Origin of the sequence: Psychromonas sp. SR45-3, from assembly GCF_014163575.1 — a bacterium.
GTDB classification, from domain to species: domain Bacteria; phylum Pseudomonadota; class Gammaproteobacteria; order Enterobacterales; family Psychromonadaceae; genus Psychromonas; species Psychromonas arctica.
In genome coordinates this window covers 57,227-76,066 of sequence record NZ_JACJDP010000006.1, presented here as the reverse complement: position 1 = coordinate 76,066, position 18,840 = coordinate 57,227, and the positions used below count along the sequence as shown (strand labels likewise).

Sequence of the window (18,840 nt, the reverse complement as noted above, 5' to 3'; positions counted from 1 at the left end):
AACGTGACGAAGTCAGCCCCAATAAACTCTGAATCATTAAAGTCTAAGAGTCATTTTAAACACTGACCTCATCAACCAAATACAAAATTGACTGATAAGCAATACCGCTGTGTTTTGATAAGCCAATTTCACAGGTACGGCTATTGCTATAACCACGCGTACAATGCGCTGGTACTTGTGACTTCAATGGTAATAATGCCGCCGTATTAAGCTCTGGTGTGGTAAACCCTTTATCACCAGCCCACCCGCAACACTCAATATGCTCAGGTACTATCACCTCGCTTGCACAACGTTGCGCCAGTTGTAACATTTGTTTATCTAGTGCCTGACGTCGAGTACTGCAGGTGATATGCAACATGATCGTTTCTTGTAACGGTGAAATAGTTAAATGTTCCAGTAAATAGTTAAGTACAAATTGACTTGGCTCTAGTATTTCCATTGGTTGCGAAAATTGTTCAATACTGCGTTTAGCGCAAGGACTGGTATCGAACAACACAGGCCACTTTCCTTGTTCACTGGCTTTCCATAAGGCAGCTTCTAACTGTTGAGATTTTAATTTGGCAACCTCTTTGAATCCTTTACTATCGTGCGGCTGACCACAACATAATTCATTGATCCCGTCAGGAACAATAATTTCAAACCCAGCTTTAATAAGCAAAGAGGTAGTGACTTCTGGTAATGAACGTTGCTCAGGATTATCTGCTTGCTGACCCATGGAACGACTCGCACATGAAGCGAGGTAAACCACTTTTTTAGCCAAGTTTGGATTAAAAGAAGCTTTTATTGTCGAATCACTTATAGGTGCAATGGGCGAATCACTTATTGATTCACTTACCGATACAATGGGTGACGAATTTTTGAGTGAACTTCCAGCACCCGTCGCTTTAAGCTGATAGCGATTAGCAGTTGGGATTTGTGGTGACCATCGTTGGATTTTATGGGCTGATAATTGAGCAACACCTTGACTCACTTTATTGATCCGCTCTGCACCTAATACTTTTTGCGCCACTTGGTTCACTTTAAGCCCCAGATTGAGCAGCTTATTAGTGGTACTAAAATGATTCGCAGTCCAACGCGCAATAGGGGTGAATTGCTGATACTTTGCGGTTCTTAGTTTTTTCACTAAGTCGCCCGTATTAATCCCAACCGGACAGCGATCGGCACACAATCCGGTGGCAGCGCAGGTATCTATGCCCTGATATTGGAACGTCTTAGCTAAAGACTCAGAGTACGCAGTCTCCCCCGCTCTTTCACTACGTTTAATTTCTCGGTATAGCACAATCCTTTGTCGAGGTGATAAGGTCAAGGTGCGTGATGGACAAACCGGTTCACAAAAACCACATTCAATACAACGATCCACTAAATCATCGGCTTGTGGCATCGGTTTCAGATTATGAATATGGGCTTTTTTATCTTCATTGATGATCACGCCCGGATTTAATAACCCAGTTGGATCAAATAAACGCTTAATCTGCTGCATTAACGCATAACCAGCTTTCCCCCACTCGAGCTCGACGTAGGGCGCCATATTTCTTCCCGTGCCATGTTCCGCTTTTAAAGACCCCAAATGCTTCACCGCCACTAACTGAGTCAGTTCATCCATAAAATCACCGTAACGTTTAACTTCATCAGGGGACTCAAATCCCTGTGTAAATACAAAATGTAAATTACCATCTAATGCGTGACCAAAAATTATCGCTTCAGTGTAATTAAATCGGTCAAAAAGTTGTTGTAAATCTCGTACGCCAGCCGCTAAATGCTCAACCGGAAAAGCCACATCTTCAATAATAACCGTCGTGCCTACCTCTCTCACCGCACCCACCGCTGGAAATAAACCTTTACGGATTGCCCATAATGTTTCTACCACCACAGTGTCACTTGTAAAAGTAATAGATTCACTCACAGTATATTTTTGTATTGTCTCCATTACCGTGTTGCATTGCTGTTCTAAGGAGTCGAGGTCATTTGCTCTCGACTCGATTAATAAGGTTCCAACCTCAAGATCTAAGCTTTTAATGAAGTCTGGCATACCCGGTTTATTAGCAATTGAGCGCATCGCTCTACCATCCATCATTTCAACTGCTGAAACGGGTAAATGAGCCAGTGCTGAAACCACTTTACAAGCAGTTTCAATATCATTAAAAACGATTAAAGCAGAAGCTTTATGTTTGTGTTCGATAACTGTGTTGTAAGTAATTTCACTGATAAAGCCTAAAGTACCTTCCGAACCAATCATGAGATGCTCGATGACATCAATCGGATCTTGGTAATCCACCAACGCATTTAAAGAGTAACCAGTGGTATTTTTAAGGCGGTACTTATGTTTAATCAAGGCACTTAACGTATCGTCATTCGACACTTGTTGAGAAAGCTGCTCAATACCTTCAATCAACGATTTATGATTCACTTTAAAAGAAGCCACGCTATCATTGTTAGCGGTATCAAGTTGTGTCCCATCGGCAAAAACCAACTTCATACTTTCAACCGTACGGTAGGAGTTTTGTGCCACACCACAACACATTCCGCTAGCGTTATTAGCCGCTATGCCACCTATTTTACAAGTATTAATAGAAGCAGGATCAGGCCCTATTTTACGCCCAAAAGGTTGTAAGTATTTATTAGCATCAGCACCAATGACACCCGGTTGTAATTTTATTTGCTGGCCATTATCAATTATTTCGTGCCCTCGCCAATCATCACTTAAGGTAATAAGGACTGAATCTGAAACGGCCTGCCCAGATAAACTGGTCCCTGCCGCTCTAAAAGTACAAGCAACATTCAATGCCTGACAACTTTTAAGCGTATAAATAACTTCATGCACATTGTTTAAACGAAGTACCATTTTAGGGATTAAACGATAAAAGCTAGCATCCGTACCATAAGCAAGTAACTGAGCAGGATCACTATAAATTCTAGATTGCTCGATGCAAGCAAGTAAGGTCTCTTTCAATTGTTGAAATTTTTGCAAATGACTAGCAGACATTATGTATCCTTATTTAAATCGATAGCGTTCAAGTCATCATTGCAATGACTTTTAAAACATAAGCAATGATATTAAGAGCAGTTTTCTGATCGTCGATAAAGTTATGATTAAACTGCAATACTGAATGTATTAATTATTAAACAATGTGACCTGAGTGAAATTATTGAGGTGAGTATGGGTTAGAAAATTAACTAATGAATACTTCCCTGATAGGGTAACGCGTCACTATGAACGACAAGTTAATGTTTTTCATGTAGAGTTTGTAAAGATTTCCTTAAATGAGCATAATTAAATGTCAAATGATATTAAAAGCACACAAGTAGAATTCGAAAAAATAACCCTCACACTCAATGCTATGCAATTCGCACAATTAACGGCATTCTCTTTAGGTTTGCCACAACTCTATTTTTGCCGTGAATACTTAGCGTTAGATGAAGAAACGGCCATTAATCACTGTAAACAGCGTATTCTGAATTTAATCGCCAATAAAGAAATTTCAATGCAACAGTTAACGCACCTATTAACTGAAAAAGACTATTTTGACGCCGATGAAGCGCGCCTTCGTTTGGGGCCAGAGTTAGTATCTTAAATAACAACTTTAATAGCTTTGACTTCTCAATCAGTTTCAACAAAGCAATCATTAAGTTTCGACAATGAGGTAAGTAAATGTCCCTTTTTACGAGCCTCACCAATCCTCAGGAAATAGATATTATAAACCAGTCATTTAGCTCACTAAATAGTAATTTTACATCCGTAAAAACATGTTGAATGAGAAACGTCAAATAAAATTGGCTGGCTATAAGACAACTCCCCCCTCACTTTATCTGCACTAAAATAAAGCAATCGCCCCAAATTGGAGCGAAAAACGATTAAGTCATACAATAAAACTAACTAAAAATAGCTTTAATATAAAACATGACTAACAAAATAAATGTAACCATATGTTTTAAATAACAAAAAAATTAAATACCTCATAATGAGTAATTGGTATTTAATTTGCTTATCCTGTTAATAAAATCGTATTAAGGGATATAAAATGGATCTAACCGCTAAAGAAAAACATTGGTTACCGTGGCTTGGCGCAACTGGCAAACTAGCATTAGGCAAAGCTTGTTGGTTGAATAAAAATCGTAAAAAAATACTCGCACAAACCTTTACTAGCACTGCTGAAACACGAGTACACATTTTAACATCATGGGTTAGCACACAATGGAATTTCCTCAATGATGGCGCTTTATACATCTCCTCTCAACCTCAAACACAATGGAAAACATCGTTACAAAGCTTATTAACACGAAACAATGATATTTCAGAGTTGTTTATCATGATGGCTGACGGGCAAGTTGTAGCGTCCACTTATCATCACCCTATACAACATAAAGTAGATCAAACAATACTTACAAAAGGGCTACAGGCTCCCTTTCTTCACGGCCCTTATTTAGACCCACAAACACAGTTGATTGGGCCTTCAAGCTCTAACTTTCATGATGCAGTTACATTAATGTTTTACCAACCTATTTTAAAAAACGATCAAATCATAGGCTGTTTATGCGGACGAGTACCTAATGATGTGATGGGGGACCTTATTCAACGCGAAGCGGGTCACATTTACAGTGAATCCGGTGATAATTATATTTTCATGGTTAAATCGAACCAGGATCCTGCCATTAGCACCGGTACTGCACTTTCTCGCTCACGCTTTGAAGATAATGCTTTTTCTCATGGTGAAAACCTCAAATCAGGAGTGCACACGCAGTGGGGAACAGTAAAAATACAACAACATACGGAGTTTGAAATACGTTTTACCGATCCTGCCACCCAACAATTACATCCTGGCGTCAGAGAAACGATTAAACACGGAGAAAATTTATATGTTGATTATCCAGGTTATTCTGACTACCGACATATTCCAGTGATTGGCAAAGGGGTAACCTTTCAATTACCCGGTTCGCCTGATATATGGGGCATGATGTGTGAAGCAGACTTAGAAGAAGTTTATCGTCACCGTTCACTCACTTATACTTTGGGGAAAAAGCTATTGCTAAGCATGACGCTGCCCTTTCTTACTGCCGTCGCCCTCTCTTATTTTATGACTTTAAATACATTACAGAATAATATTTTAATTGCAGTTGCATTAATAATAGGCCTTGCCAGCTTTTGTAGTTTTGCATTAAAACCGATCACATCGCGTTTAAAACATATGGTCGGCGTTTTACAAATGCTTGCAGAAGGTGATGCAAACCTAAATCAACGCTTTGACACCTCCAAATTTAGTGCCGATGAGTCTGGAGATATGGGGCGCTGGATAAACAGCTTTATCGATCGCTTAGATAATATGTTAGGTGAAATGATCCACGCTTCTGGTGAAGTCAATACGGTCAGTGAATCGATGTTACAGCACAGTATTAATGTCGATGGAGCAAGTAAAACCACCACAGTATCTATTGACTCGATGTTACAACTATCGAGCGAACAGCAAGGTGAAATAGCCAGTGCAACGGCTTCCGCACAAGCAATGAACGAATTGATGTTAGATGTTGTTAGTAAAACGCAGCAGGAATATACACAAGCGGTGAATAACACCGCTCAAATTAAAGATATCGTATTAGCCTCAGCTAAAAGCGTTAATGATGTAAACGGCCAGATGAAAGAAATAGAAGCGATAGTTACTTTAATTACAGGAATAACCGAACAAACCAACCTGCTGGCATTAAATGCAGCAATTGAAGCCGCTAGAGCCGGCGAACATGGAAGAGGTTTCTCTGTCGTAGCCGATGAAGTTCGTAACCTTGCCACTAGAACATCAGAAGCAGCAAAGCATATCGGCAATATTATGTCGAAATTAAGTAGTGAGTCAGAAATGGCCGTTAAGTATATGCAGCAAGGGGTAACAAATGTTGATCAAAACAGTTTAGCCTTAGATTCCGGAGAAAGAAGCTTAAAATTACAAAGCGCAGTCGAGGCAATGTTCAATACCATGAATCAAATTGCCAGTAACAGTGAGCTACATGGAGTAACAGCGCAACAAGCCCAAACCACAACCATAGAAATGGAAACTTCTTCACAGCAATTAATTCATCAAACCACATTGGTTCAAAATGCAGTGTTACGACTCAACAAATTGGTTGAGCGCTTTGAAGTATCTAAACGTGCAGCATAAGCTTTATCGATAATGACGACTTAACCTAACTTCAACATAATCAATATTAGTATTGAAGTTAGGTAGTTGAAGTTAAATAATTGAAGGTAAATAGTTTAATAGTTAAATACTCGATGCCTACCTTACTCTCCTTCTTAAATTGATATTACTCGAGAATCCTCTCACTCTGGTTCCTTTTTATAATCAGCAGTATTTTTAAATAGCCAAATAAAACAGCTGAAAATCAAGCAATACCGAGCGTTTACTTGACCTGCGTTATCTCGCTCACATTATTAGTTTAATTGCGCCTAAATTCTGCTAAAATCTGGCGCTGAATTCGTTGGAGAATAATTTATGAAAGACAATAGCCAAACTAAAGTGATCGTCGGTATTTCCGGTGGTGTTGATTCCTCAGTATCTGCTTATTTATTACAGCAGCAAGGCTATCAAGTAGAAGGCTTATTCATGAAGAACTGGGAAGAGGATGATACCGATGAGTATTGTTCAGCCGCTCAGGATCTGCAAGATGCACAAGCGGTCTGTGATAAGTTGGGTATTAAATTACATACTATCAACTTTGCAGCTGAATATTGGGATAACGTATTTGAGCATTTTTTAGAAGAATACAAAGCCGGACGCACCCCAAATCCAGACATCATGTGCAATAAAGAAATTAAATTTAAAGCCTTTTTAGAGTTTGCTGCTGAAGATTTAGGCGCTGACTTTATTGCCACTGGTCATTATTGTCGACGTCGAGATGTAGATGGCCAAGCACAACTGCTACGCGGTGTAGATAACAACAAAGATCAAAGCTACTTTTTATACGCAGTGGGTGGCGAGCAAATCGCAAAAACCTTATTCCCAGTTGGTGAATTAGAAAAACCAGAAGTGCGTCGTATTGCAGAAGAGCAAGATTTGGTAACCCATAACAAAAAAGACAGTACTGGCATTTGTTTTATCGGTGAGCGTAAATTTACTGATTTTCTACAAACCTATTTACCTGCACAGCCCGGCGATATTGTGACTCCTGATAATGAAGTCATCGGTCAACATCAAGGCCTGATGTACCACACTTTAGGGCAACGTAAAGGTCTTGGTATTGGCGGCTTACAAAATTCCAATGAGAACCCATGGTATGTAGTGGGCAAAGATATGGAAAATAATCGCTTATTAGTGGCACAAGGTGCTGATCACCCAGCTCTATTTTCCTATGGTTTGATTGCTAAAAAATGTGATTGGGTTGATAGAACGCCTAAAAAAGAAAGTTTCAGATGTACAGTAAAAACGCGTTATCGCCAAACTGATATTCCATGCACAGTCAATCCAATAGATGATGATACCTTAGAGGTTATTTTCGACCAACCTCAAGCAGCCGTAACACCAGGGCAATCAGCCGTATTTTATCTTGATGAAGTGTGTTTAGGTGGTGCGATTATCGACCAACATTTACAAAAGTAACGTTATCTCAGTTGCAAGCATTAACCGATTAATATTTTTTGGTTAATGCAAACTTTTTAAAAAGAGATGCAACGGAGTATTCGACAATAACGTACTAAAAGTCGATAGTATTTTGTTCAACAGTTATTCAAATTAGAAGTGTATTCATTATGTCATTCCATACGTTAGAATCTCGAAGCATTGCTTTTGCAGCAATGTGCCAAGCTGCCTACCTAGTTGATAAAATAGCGAACAAAGGTATGTGTCCTGATGCAGTCGCATTTAATGCTTCTTTACGCTCAATTATGCGCACTGATAGTGCAGCACCTTTAGATATTTTTGGTGGGCATGACGCACTAAAATTAGGTTATAAAACAGTCATTGCACAACTCGATAATGCTGATGGTAGCCGTAATATGCAAATCACCAAATATGTAGCAGGATTAATGGCGTTAGAACGAAAACTATCGGCAAACCCAGGATCTTTAAACTTGCTCGGCGAACGTATTAATCAAGTTAATCGCCAATTAGCACACTTTGAAATTGATGACAGCAGCGTATTAAGCAACTTAGATTCTATCTATAAAGATCTGATCAGTAATTTGGGTCCTAAAATCCAAGTGAACGGTAACCCTGCTTACTTGCAACAAGAGCATACGCAGCATAAAATCCGCGCTTTATTACTAGCCGGTGTTCGTGCAACCGTATTATGGCGTCAAATTGGCGGCAAACGTCGTCAATTATTATTATCGCGTAAAGCGTTAGTACATCAAACAAAGCAAAATTTACTACGAACTTAAAACACTAATTGACGTTTCCTAACCGGGGAACAAAGCAACTATTTAAACAACCTACATATCATTAGGAGCAACAAATGGAACTTTCAGGACTAACAGCTGTATCACCAGTTGACGGCCGTTACGGTAGCAAAACTGCAATTTTACGCGATATCTTTAGTGAATTTGGTTTAATCAAATTTCGCGTACAAGTTGAAGTGCGTTGGTTACAAAAACTAGCACAAACAGATGGTATCGCTGAAGTTCCAGCTTTCTCTGCTGAAGCAAATGCTCACCTTGATGCAATTGTTGCAAACTTCTGTGAAGCAGATGCACAACGAGTAAAAGACATCGAAGCAACAACCAACCACGATGTAAAAGCAGTTGAATACTTCCTTAAAGAAAAAGTAGCAGATAATGCAGAGTTAAACGCAGTATCTGAATTTATTCACTTTGCATGTACTTCAGAGGACATCAATAACTTGTCTCATGCATTAATGCTTTCTACTGCTAAAAAAGACGTTATTTTGCCTTACTGTAATCGTGTTGTTGATGCGATTAAAGAAAAAGCAATTGAATACAAAGCAATGCCAATGATGTCTCGTACACATGGTCAGCCAGCCTCGCCTACTACACTAGGTAAAGAAATGGCTAACGTTGTGGCACGTTTACAACGTCAAGTTAAACAAATTGAAGCAACTGAGCAACTAGGTAAAACTAACGGTGCTGTTGGTAACTACAACGCTCACATTAGTGCTTACCCAGAAGTTAACTGGCAGGGTTTTGCGGAAGAGTTTGTAACAAGTTTAGGGGTTACCTTTAACCCGTTCACTACACAAATTGAACCACATGATTATATCGCAGAGTTATTTGATGCGATTGCACGTTTCAATACCATTCTTTTAGACTTTGACCGTGACGTATGGGGCTACATTTGCCTTGGTCACTTCAAACAAAAAACCATTGCGGGTGAAATCGGCTCTTCAACTATGCCACATAAAGTAAACCCAATTGATTTTGAAAACTCTGAAGGTAACTTAGGCCTAGCAAATGCTATCTTTGATCATCTTGCGGCGAAACTACCTGTCTCTCGCTGGCAGCGTGACCTAACAGATTCAACCGTATTACGTAACTTAGGTGTTGCTATCGGTTATTCTGTTATCGCTTACGAAGCAAGCTTAAAAGGTATTAGCAAGCTTGAAGCCAACGAAGCAAATATGTTAAAAGATTTGGATTCAAACTGGGAAGTATTAGCAGAGCCAATCCAAACTGTGATGCGTCGTTACGCTATCGAAAAACCATACGAGAAACTAAAAGAGCTAACGCGCGGTAAACGTGTAGATGGCCCAGGTATGAGTCAATTTATTGATACACTTGAATTACCAGAAGCCGTAAAAAAAGAGCTTAAAGCAATGACGCCTGCTTCATACATTGGTCAAGCGATTGAATTAGTAGATAAAATGGCATAAATCGCATTGTCATTTAAGCTTGATTGTTGAAAAGTACTCATTTAAAACATAAACGACGCTTTTCATCTTGAATTAAACATAAATGACTTAACGATTACTTTGCTTTGAGGCAACCTTCGGGTTGCCTTTTTTGTTTCTTCTTAACCAAATTAAAAATGGCTGTAATCCACTATAGCAAGCGATACCAAACGAACACACAAGGATAGAGATAAACATTTGTAACGTGATCACCTGATCTAAGAAAATCATGGCTAATATAACCGACACAATCGGAACTAAAGCCATAATCGTTGCAGCTGATACCGCACCCAATTTATTAATAGAGTAAGTCATGCAAAATAACGCAATGATACTGACCACTATTCCCTGGTAAATACCTTGAAGTATTATTTCATCCATTGGCGCACTGCTGATATTACTGGGTAAAAAATACCAAATAGGCGTAAAAAATAAAGCATTAATCAATGGCACCGCAATCATAACTGTCTTCAAACTCAAGCCCCATACCCGCATAGAAACAGAATAAAAGGCAATCGCAAAGGCCGCGATTAACAACCATAATAATGCACTGACTGTGGCGCCTCCGGTACTAGTGAATAAAAGCACATTGGCCACTAAAATAAGAAAAACACCAACATATTGCGCATTATTCAAACGGATTTTTTTCCATACAAAAACAATCGCTGCGCACATGATAGGTAACGAGCCATTGATAATCACCCCGGTATTAGCAGCATCAGACATCAGTAACCCAATCAAACTAGCGCACACATAAAACGTTCCACAGCATAAACTACAAATGATGATCCGCGCTGTAAACAAGGCTTTAATCGAGGTTTTACTTAATAGGGCATAAACCAACACAACGACACCAGCAGTGACAAAACGTATCCCTGTCACATCCCAAACCGTTAATGCACGAGAGAGTCCCCATTTTGAAATAATGATCCAACCAGACCAAATCATCACCATCATCAAACCAGCAAGTAACCCTGTAACTTTATCAAACTTAACCGTGCTACCCATGCTACTTCCTTGCTAGATTTAACTAAGAGAATGTACTTTAACTAAAAAGACGCTGTTAATGATTTATGAGGAGAGGTGAGCCACCTTAAATCGGCCGATCACATTACTAAGCTATTAGCCTTAAAGCAATCAAATTTAAATCCTCTTACAAAGTATAATTTGTATCACTATCGTGCATACAGGTGACCTGTTACACTTCAGATTATTTGAACCTCAAAGGCAGCACCCTATGTTTGAACTTAATTTTGAAATTAACCAGTTTTTAGATGACTACTGGCAACAAAAGCCAACCTTTATCAAACAAGGTTTTGTGGATTTTCAGGATCCTATTGCGGCGGATGAATTAGCCGGTTTAGCAATGGAAGAAGACTTAGAAAGTCGTTTGGTTTATCTTGATAACGAGCAGTGGCAAGCAGAGTGTGGACCTTTTAAAACCTTTGAACGTTTAGAAGAAGATGGTGCAACTTTATTAGTACAAGCCGTAGATCATTGGCATCCTGATGCACAGCAGTTAGTACGACCATTTCGCTTTTTACCAAACTGGCGTATCGATGATTTAATGATCAGCTACTCAACGCCTAAAGGTGGCGTAGGCCCTCATATTGATAACTATGATGTGTTTATTATTCAAGGCCAAGGAAAGCGTCATTGGCGTGTTGGTGCACGTCAACCATTACCTGAATTTGCTGCACACGGCGCGCTAAAACATTGCGGCCCTTTTGAAGCGGCTATTGATGTTGAAATGGAGCCAGGCGATATTCTTTATATTCCAAGTGGTTGCCCACATGAAGGTTATGCAATTGAACCTTCACTTAATTACAGTGTTGGTTTCCGTGCGCCGGATCAAAATGACTTACTCAGTAGTTTTACTGATTATAATATTGATAATTACGAAAATGCATTACGTTATACTGATATTCCAATGCAAGTACGTGAAAATCCAGGTTGTATCGAACAAGCGGAGTTAGAGAAACTACATCAAGTGATGTTAGAAAACTGCCAAACACCTGAGCATTTAATCCCATGGTTTGGACGAATGATCAGTGAAGCAAAACATGAATTAGATATCGCAATACCTGAATACCCACTTGAAGATAAAGATATTGTCGAATTTTTAGAAGACGGCGCAATATTTACACGCTTAGGTGGATTACGCGCAGTATATTTTGAGCAAGCACCTAAGCAGGTCTTTATCAATGGTGGCGTTTATGACGTTTCAGGTTTTGTTGAACTAGCCCATTACTTATGTGACCAAGATGAAGCAGCCAGTGAGTTAATGGTATTATTTAAAGATGAGCCAGAAGCATTAACGCTATTTACCAAACTTGTTAACCTCGGTTATTGGTACGCAGAATAGTTACCTAAGTACTTATAAATAAACAGCTTAGCACTTAAGCTGTTTATTTTGAATACGAACAGTCTCCTCTCAATCAGACCATGACAATCAACTTCTTTTGTTCCTCCCTTTTCCACCTCCCTCACCTCAAGTAACATTAATTTTTAACTTTTCAACACTTACTTACTAAATTAAAATAGTTTATCGAAACTAAACGCAACCCTATGATATGCTTTGTAGTATTACTTTTTAGAGTGTTTAAACCTTATTCGATTGATGGGACTTAAACCTAATATACTATCGCCAACCCACTTTATAAAAAGGAAACAATATGCGCTTTTTACATACCATGGTCAGGGTCAATGATTTAGAAAAGTCGATGCACTTTTATTGTGATCTTCTTGGGCTGGTTCTAGTTAAAAAAAATGATTACGAAAAAGGTCAGTTTTCATTAATTTATCTGACTGCTCCCGAAAACATTATAGAAGGCACTGAGTTAAAAGACTTAGATAGTCCACTTATTGAACTCACCTATAATTGGGAACCTGAAAGTTACACCGAAGGTAGAAATTTTGGCCACTTAGCGTTTGAGGTCGATGATATTTACGCGCTTTGTGAAAAGCTACAAGCGGCAGGCATTATTATTAATCGTCCACCAAGAGATGGTCATATGGCCTTTGTAAGATCACCTGATAATATTTCTATTGAGTTATTACAGAAAGGTAAAAAGTTAGCATCAGCAGAGCCTTGGGCTTCAATGAAAAATACCGGTACTTGGTAAAACAGGCTTCATAGGCGATTAAAAAACCATATTGATTGCTAACTGGTCTATATATCGATGACGATCATTAAATTGTTAATTCATTTAATTGTCGTCATCGCCGATCACACTCAAGGTATAAAATATGTTACTAAATTTTTCAAACTATAGTTCTGCACAACGTTACCACTTAATGACACAAACTATTGTGCCTCGTCCAATCGCTTGGGTATTAACCCAATCGGATAATAATAGCCCGAATAAAGTCTATAATTTAGCACCCTTCTCATACTTTACAGCCGTATCAAGCGATCCTGCGATACTAATGCTCTCACTGGGTAAAAAACCTAATGGTGATAATAAAGATACCTTAACCAATGTATTAAAAAATAAAAAAATGGTGATACATATTGCTTCTGATGATCAAGCTGAAATCGTGACACAAACCGCAGCGACATTAGATTACGGTGATTCAGAGTTGTTTGCCACAGACCTGACAACCACAGCCTTTGATGACTTTCCATTACCCCGTTTAGAACAATGTCATATTGCTTATGGGTGTGAACTTTATGAAATTAAAGAGATAGGTGATTTGCCACAGACATTGATTTTTGTTGAGATTAAGCGTTTATATATTAATGATCAGGTGTTAAATACAGAAGATCCTGACCGAATCAATATTGCAGCTGATAAAATCAAACCACTAGCACGACTAGGTGGAGGTGAATATGCATCGATCACCGCCCCATTTAGCTTGAAACGACCAGATTAACTAACTTTCATTACTGAAGTAGAAAATGCTCCGCTGTCAGTTTCTTTGAATTCTCTGGGTATAGCTTCTTTTCTGACAAAAGAAAGTAGGGTCACCGACAAGGTGAAACCTGTGTTGATAAGTATCCAAATAATACGACGAGCGCAGCCGAGATAAAACTCATATAAAAAAGCATAAATCCCCACACGAATATGTGGAACCAGAATGCAACAAAAATAATGACCAAATTGAATAACGAACTCAGAAGAGAAACATCAGCCTAATTCAACTTTCCCGCCATATTTTTTACATTTAATGAATAACGCGACGAGATTGCCAATAATGCTTTCGCCAATATGGGTTTGAAAGTTTTGATATTTTTACACCTTTGCTAGTCGAAACATGAAAAAACTCCCCTTCTCCCATATAAATACCTACATGCCTACTAGAACGGCCAGTTTTAAAGAATACCAAATCACCCACTTTTAACTGACTCTTTTTAATTGAGAAACCTTTTCTTACTTGATACTCAGTGGTACGCGGTAATTGGATGTTAAAGCTATTTTTAAAGACTTTTTGCACTAAACTTGAGCAATCAATACCATGTAGGCTATTACCGCCGTATCGGTAGGGACTTCCTTCCCAATACTCATGCTCATTGAGTAACAATAAATACAATAAATCACCTGTCTGCATAGCAGCAGAGGTTGTATTTGAGCTTGAAGTAATAGCAGAAGAGGTATTAGTACTGATTGAAGTATTATCTTGATGATCAGGTTTTGATGAACAGGCAGCTAAAAGACATAACAAAGGTAATAAACTTAACTGATAACTTAATTTACAGCTTAGTTTAGAGATTAGCCTAGACTTTAAGTCAGACCTTAATTGAATATTATGATGTTTTAACACCCAAAGCATACACTTACTCCACACGTTTAACTGAGGTTATAATTGACTCATCATCGTTATTTTTATCAAAAATAAAAAAGGGGCTTACGCCCCAAAGTTTAGTCTCTATCTTAAGCGTTGAAAGCTTAACCTAAAATTTCAGCAAGCTCTGCGCTGATCACATCAACAGCTTGAGTACCATCAAACTTATGATGAGCACCGTTACCTTGTGCAGCTTCTTGCTTGTAGTAAGCAATAAGAGGTGCCGTTTGTGTATGGTAAATATCTAAACGTTTACGTACTGTCGCTTCTTCGTCATCAGGACGAATAGATAGATCATCACCTGTCACATCATCTTTACCTTCCACTTTTGGTGGGTTGTAAATAACGTGGTAAGTACGACCTGATCCAGAATGAACACGACGACCAGCCATACGCTTAACAATTTCTTCGTCAGGCACATCAAATTCAAGTACGAAATCAACGATCACACCTGCTTCTTTCATTGCGTCAGCTTGTGGAATAGTACGAGGGAAACCATCTAGTAAAAAACCTTTTGCACAGTCTTCTTGAGCAATACGTTCTTTAACCAAACCAATGATTAGTTCATCAGAGACTAATTGGCCTGCATCCATTAATTCTTTTGCTTTTAATCCAAGCTCTGTGCCCGCTTTCGCAGCAGCACGTAACATATCACCCGTAGATATTTGTGGGATACCATATTTGTCCATCATGAACTGAGCTTGTGTACCTTTACCAGCACCAGGTGCACCTAATAAGATAATGCGCATTTATAGCTTCCTATGTAATTAATAAATTCCAGACCGAAATTTACACGTTTGTGGCCATTTTCTCAAGAATATCAACAAAAAAGGCCTGCATAAGCAGGCCTTCGACACATTTATGAGAAGATTATCCTAATAAAAGTTTGTTAATTCGAGCTACGAATTCTGAAGGGTCATCTAAACTACCCTTTTCAGAAAGTACTGCTTGTTGCAATAACAACTCAGCCCACTCTGCAAATAATACCTCATCAGTCATATCCGCTAGTTTAGTGATCATGACATGTTCAGGGTTAAGCTCAAAAATTGGCTTGCTTTCTGGTACGGGTTGACCCATTTGCGCCATCAACTTAGCCATTTGTGTACTCATATCGTCGTTATCAGCAACAATACAAGATGGTGTAGAGGTTAGACGCTGTGTTAAGCGTACATCTTTCACTTTATCACCAAGTACTTTTTTAGTACGTTCAATGAAGCTAGCAAATTCGGTGTTTTGTTTCTCTTGCTCTTGTTTCTCTTCTTCAGAATCAAGTTTACCTAAATCTAAATCGCCCTGAGTTACGCTGACGAATGTTTTACCATCGTACTCTGGTAAATGGCTTAATAACCACTCATCAACACGATCTGACAATAATAATACTTCGATGCCTTTCTTACGTAAGATCTCTAGGTGAGGACTATTTTTAGCCGCATTAAAGCTATCAGCAGTAATGTAGTAAATTTTATCTTGCTCTTCGTTCATGCGCTCAATATACGCATCTAAAGAAACAGTTTGTTCCGCTACATCAGCTTCAGTTGATGCAAAACGGAACAACTTAGCAATTTGCTCTTTATTACTTGGGTCTTCAGCAGGGCCTTCTTTTAATACTTGGCCAAACTCAGCCCAAAATGCGTTGTACTCAGTTTCATTTTTCTTAGCAAACTTAGTTAGCATAGAAAGTGCACGTTTAGTACAAGCACTACGTAGCTTAGTAGTAACACGTGTATCTTGTAGAATTTCACGCGATACGTTTAATGGTAAATCATTTGAATCCAACACACCTTTAACAAAACGTAAGTACGTTGGCATGAACTGCTCAGCGTCATCCATGATAAATACACGTTGAACATATAGTTTTAAACCATGTGCTTTTTCACGGTTCCATAAATCGTATGGCGCACGTTTTGGAATGTAAAGTAAGCTTGTGTACTCTTGCTCACCTTCAACTTTATTGTGAGACCATGTTAAAGGGTCTTCAAAGTCATTTGCGATGTGCTTGTAGAACTCTTTGTATTCTTCGTCTTTTAAGTCGCTTTTTGAACAATTCCATAAAGCTGTTGCTTTATTAATTGATTCCCATGTAGCTTCAACAGCAGGCACTTTCTCGCCATCAGGACCTTCAGATTCAGGCACTGCATCTTTAAACATTTGCACTGGAATACTGATATGATCTGAATATTTAGAAACAACAGTACGTAATTTATAGTCATTTAAGAATTCAGTTTCATCATCACGTAAATGTAGAATTATTTCAGTACCACGGTCTGCTTTTTCAATATCAGCAACCGTGTAATCAGCTTCGCCAGCAGATTCCCAACATGTACCTTGAGAAGCATCATCACCTGCTTTACGTGTATTAACGATTACTTTATCAGCAACAATAAATGCAGAATAAAACCCAACACCAAATTGACCGATCAGTTGTGAATCTTTAACTTGGTCACCAGATAATTGCTCGAAAAAGTCACTTGTACCTGATTTAGCAATGGTACCTAAATGTTCGATAACTTCATCTCGCGTCATACCAATACCATTATCGCTAATAGTGATGGTTTTTGCTTCTTCGTCAAAGCTTAAACGAACACGTAGATCTGCATCGTTTTCAAACAAACTACCATCAGATAATGCTTTGAAACGTAGTTTGTCAGCCGCATCAGCAGCATTTGAAACAAGCTCACGTAGGAAAATTTCTTTATTTGAATATAAAGAGTGGATCATTAATTTAAGAAGTTTACCAGTATCAGCACTGAACGCATGATTTTGTTGATGTTCCATATTTCTATTTCTCTCTTAAACAAGTGGTTATTGGTCTTACTTAGATAGTTAAGAGATGGAGACACTTAGATTGATTTCAAGAGCTAAAGTAAATTTTTTTAAAAATTATGCACTACCCAAACGAATTTTGAGCTCCTAGATTAATCAATGTATTTCATCACCCTACTCATAACTAAAATATGCCCCCCATGCAGCAAATCTGGTTCGAGAATAATCGCCCCCCCTTTTAAGGTAAAAAAAACGCGGCTAATAAGCCGCGTAATATAAATAACAAAAGAAATAGATACGCATTTAAGCAACACTATTTAACTTTTTGTAACGAATTTTTTATATGCTGCAATTTAGAATAACTACGAATTTTAGCTATTATTCTCCAAATATTGGAAAGTAATAGCGTATAGAAAACAAACGTTAAAATAAATCCATAGAACATTATCGGTGCAGCTATATTAGCTAACTCACCATAAATACCAATCAGAGCAAACAAACTAGCTATAAAACAGATAGCCAATAAAGTTTGTGTTGGATTTAACCCCAAACGCTGACAGATATGATGTAAATGTTCTCTATCGGGTTTAAACGGGCTATCACCACGACGTATGCGTCTAATCATAATAGCGGCCATATCATTTAATGGTAAACCAATAATCCATAACGCTGTTACTGCACGCATTGCAGTTTGATCTGAAGCATCACCAGTAGCCGACTGCGAGGCTAACAATAATAACCAAATAACAGTAAATCCAATTAACATACTGCCTGCATCGCCCATAAACACTTTACGAGTACGGCCAAATGCACCAAGGTTAAATAAGATATATGGTAACATTGCTACAATAAATACTGCGCATAAATAAGCTAAATTAGCTTCCCCATGAAAATAGAAAACAATTCCCAAAGCAGCAAAGGTTACCGATGCAAGCCCACCTAATAAACCATCAATTCCATCGACCATATTAAAAGCATTAATAGCACCAATCACAGCAAATATAGTAATTATCTGTGCGATTTCGCTTGGCAACAATATCTCACCAAAACCAAACATATTACCAAGGTTTGTAAGCAATGCTCCAGCAAAGTGAATCATTAATAAGGCTAAACTAGCTTGTACTATTAAACGTAATCTAAAACTGATATCCCATCGGTCATCTGCGCCCCCAACAGCAACTAAAATAGTCATACAAAGTGCATAGATATGTGAATAAGGCAGTATTTCTGGGTTGTTGTATAAAAAGTATAATATGGAGAGACAAATAGATAAACCTCCAACCAGAGGGATAGTGCCTTTATGGAACTTACGTTCATTCGGCTTATCAACTAAACCTATATGCCTAGCAAACTTTCGCAAAGCAAATAGCGTTGTCATTGAGAAAACAAATATAAATGCTAAATCAATTGAGATATTTATCATAAAAACTAGCCTAAAAAGAAAAATAACGTGACATGATACCGACTTAA

At 38.3% G+C, this 18,840-nt stretch carries 14 protein-coding genes; 8 read left to right on the top strand and 6 right to left on the bottom strand.

The features are described from left to right. Positions 1–55: 55 nt before the first annotated feature. Entirely contained in the window at positions 56–2,983 is a 2,928-nt protein-coding gene (locus H5084_RS05370; RefSeq protein ID WP_182689786.1) for an FAD-binding and (Fe-S)-binding domain-containing protein, read from the bottom strand. A 292-nt stretch (positions 2,984–3,275) separates the two neighbouring features. Between H5084_RS05370 and H5084_RS05365 the strand changes: the two genes are divergently transcribed. The 5 genes from H5084_RS05365 (at position 3,276) to purB (ending at position 9,804) form a co-directional block, all read left to right on the top strand. After that, a complete protein-coding gene (locus H5084_RS05365; RefSeq protein WP_028868340.1) occupies positions 3,276–3,572 on the top strand; it encodes a hypothetical protein in 297 nt (98 codons plus the stop codon). A 447-nt stretch (positions 3,573–4,019) separates the two neighbouring features. Then, the gene (locus H5084_RS05360; protein ID WP_182689785.1) at positions 4,020–6,143 is read left to right on the top strand and encodes a methyl-accepting chemotaxis protein; all 2,124 of its coding nucleotides are present in this window, start codon (positions 4,020–4,022) and stop codon (positions 6,141–6,143) included. Between the two features lie 333 nt (positions 6,144–6,476). Then, positions 6,477–7,580, top strand: a complete 1,104-nt coding sequence (mnmA, locus tag H5084_RS05355) for a tRNA 2-thiouridine(34) synthase MnmA (protein ID WP_166372326.1) — start codon at positions 6,477–6,479, stop codon at positions 7,578–7,580. Between the two features lie 149 nt (positions 7,581–7,729). Beyond that, positions 7,730–8,359, top strand: coding sequence for a high frequency lysogenization protein HflD (gene hflD, locus H5084_RS05350; protein ID WP_182689784.1), 630 nt, complete (start codon positions 7,730–7,732; stop codon positions 8,357–8,359). 74 nt (positions 8,360–8,433) lie between these two features. Then, entirely contained in the window at positions 8,434–9,804 is a 1,371-nt protein-coding gene (purB, locus tag H5084_RS05345) for an adenylosuccinate lyase (protein ID WP_182689783.1), read from the top strand. An 87-nt stretch (positions 9,805–9,891) separates the two neighbouring features. On the opposite strand, the gene H5084_RS05340 is transcribed toward purB, so the two are convergent. Then, the gene (locus tag H5084_RS05340) at positions 9,892–10,830 is read right to left on the bottom strand and encodes a DMT family transporter (protein WP_182689782.1); all 939 of its coding nucleotides are present in this window, start codon (positions 10,828–10,830) and stop codon (positions 9,892–9,894) included. A gap of 229 nt (positions 10,831–11,059) precedes the next feature. On the opposite strand from H5084_RS05340, the gene H5084_RS05335 reads away from it, so the two are divergent. The 3 genes from H5084_RS05335 (at position 11,060) to H5084_RS05325 (ending at position 13,698) form a co-directional block, all read left to right on the top strand. After that, complete coding sequence (locus tag H5084_RS05335; RefSeq protein ID WP_182689781.1) at positions 11,060–12,187, top strand: cupin domain-containing protein; 1,128 nt, start codon at positions 11,060–11,062, stop codon at positions 12,185–12,187. 310 nt (positions 12,188–12,497) lie between these two features. Continuing rightward, entirely contained in the window at positions 12,498–12,947 is a 450-nt protein-coding gene (gene gloA, locus H5084_RS05330; protein ID WP_182689780.1) for a lactoylglutathione lyase, read from the top strand. A 124-nt stretch (positions 12,948–13,071) separates the two neighbouring features. Beyond that, positions 13,072–13,698: a flavin reductase family protein gene (locus tag H5084_RS05325; protein ID WP_182689779.1), complete on the top strand. Its 627-nt coding sequence runs from the start codon at positions 13,072–13,074 to the stop codon at positions 13,696–13,698. 291 nt (positions 13,699–13,989) lie between these two features. Here H5084_RS05325 and H5084_RS05320 read toward each other — a convergent pair whose 3' ends face one another. The 4 genes from H5084_RS05320 to wecA all read right to left on the bottom strand — a co-directional run bounded on the left by H5084_RS05320 (position 13,990) and on the right by wecA (position 18,793). After that, positions 13,990–14,595 (bottom strand): C40 family peptidase, encoded by a 606-nt coding sequence (locus H5084_RS05320; RefSeq protein WP_182689778.1) that lies wholly within the window; start codon positions 14,593–14,595, stop codon positions 13,990–13,992. 116 nt (positions 14,596–14,711) lie between these two features. Then, positions 14,712–15,356, bottom strand: coding sequence for an adenylate kinase (adk, locus tag H5084_RS05315; protein ID WP_182689777.1), 645 nt, complete (start codon positions 15,354–15,356; stop codon positions 14,712–14,714). Positions 15,357–15,477: 121 nt separating this feature from the next. Further along, positions 15,478–17,382 (bottom strand): molecular chaperone HtpG, encoded by a 1,905-nt coding sequence (htpG, locus tag H5084_RS05310; RefSeq protein ID WP_182689776.1) that lies wholly within the window; start codon positions 17,380–17,382, stop codon positions 15,478–15,480. A gap of 301 nt (positions 17,383–17,683) precedes the next feature. Continuing rightward, positions 17,684–18,793 carry a UDP-N-acetylglucosamine--undecaprenyl-phosphate N-acetylglucosaminephosphotransferase gene (gene wecA / locus H5084_RS05305; protein WP_182689775.1) on the bottom strand — a complete coding sequence of 370 codons (1,110 nt, stop codon included), beginning with the start codon at positions 18,791–18,793 and terminating at the stop codon, positions 17,684–17,686. Between the last annotated feature and the right edge of the window lie 47 nt (positions 18,794–18,840).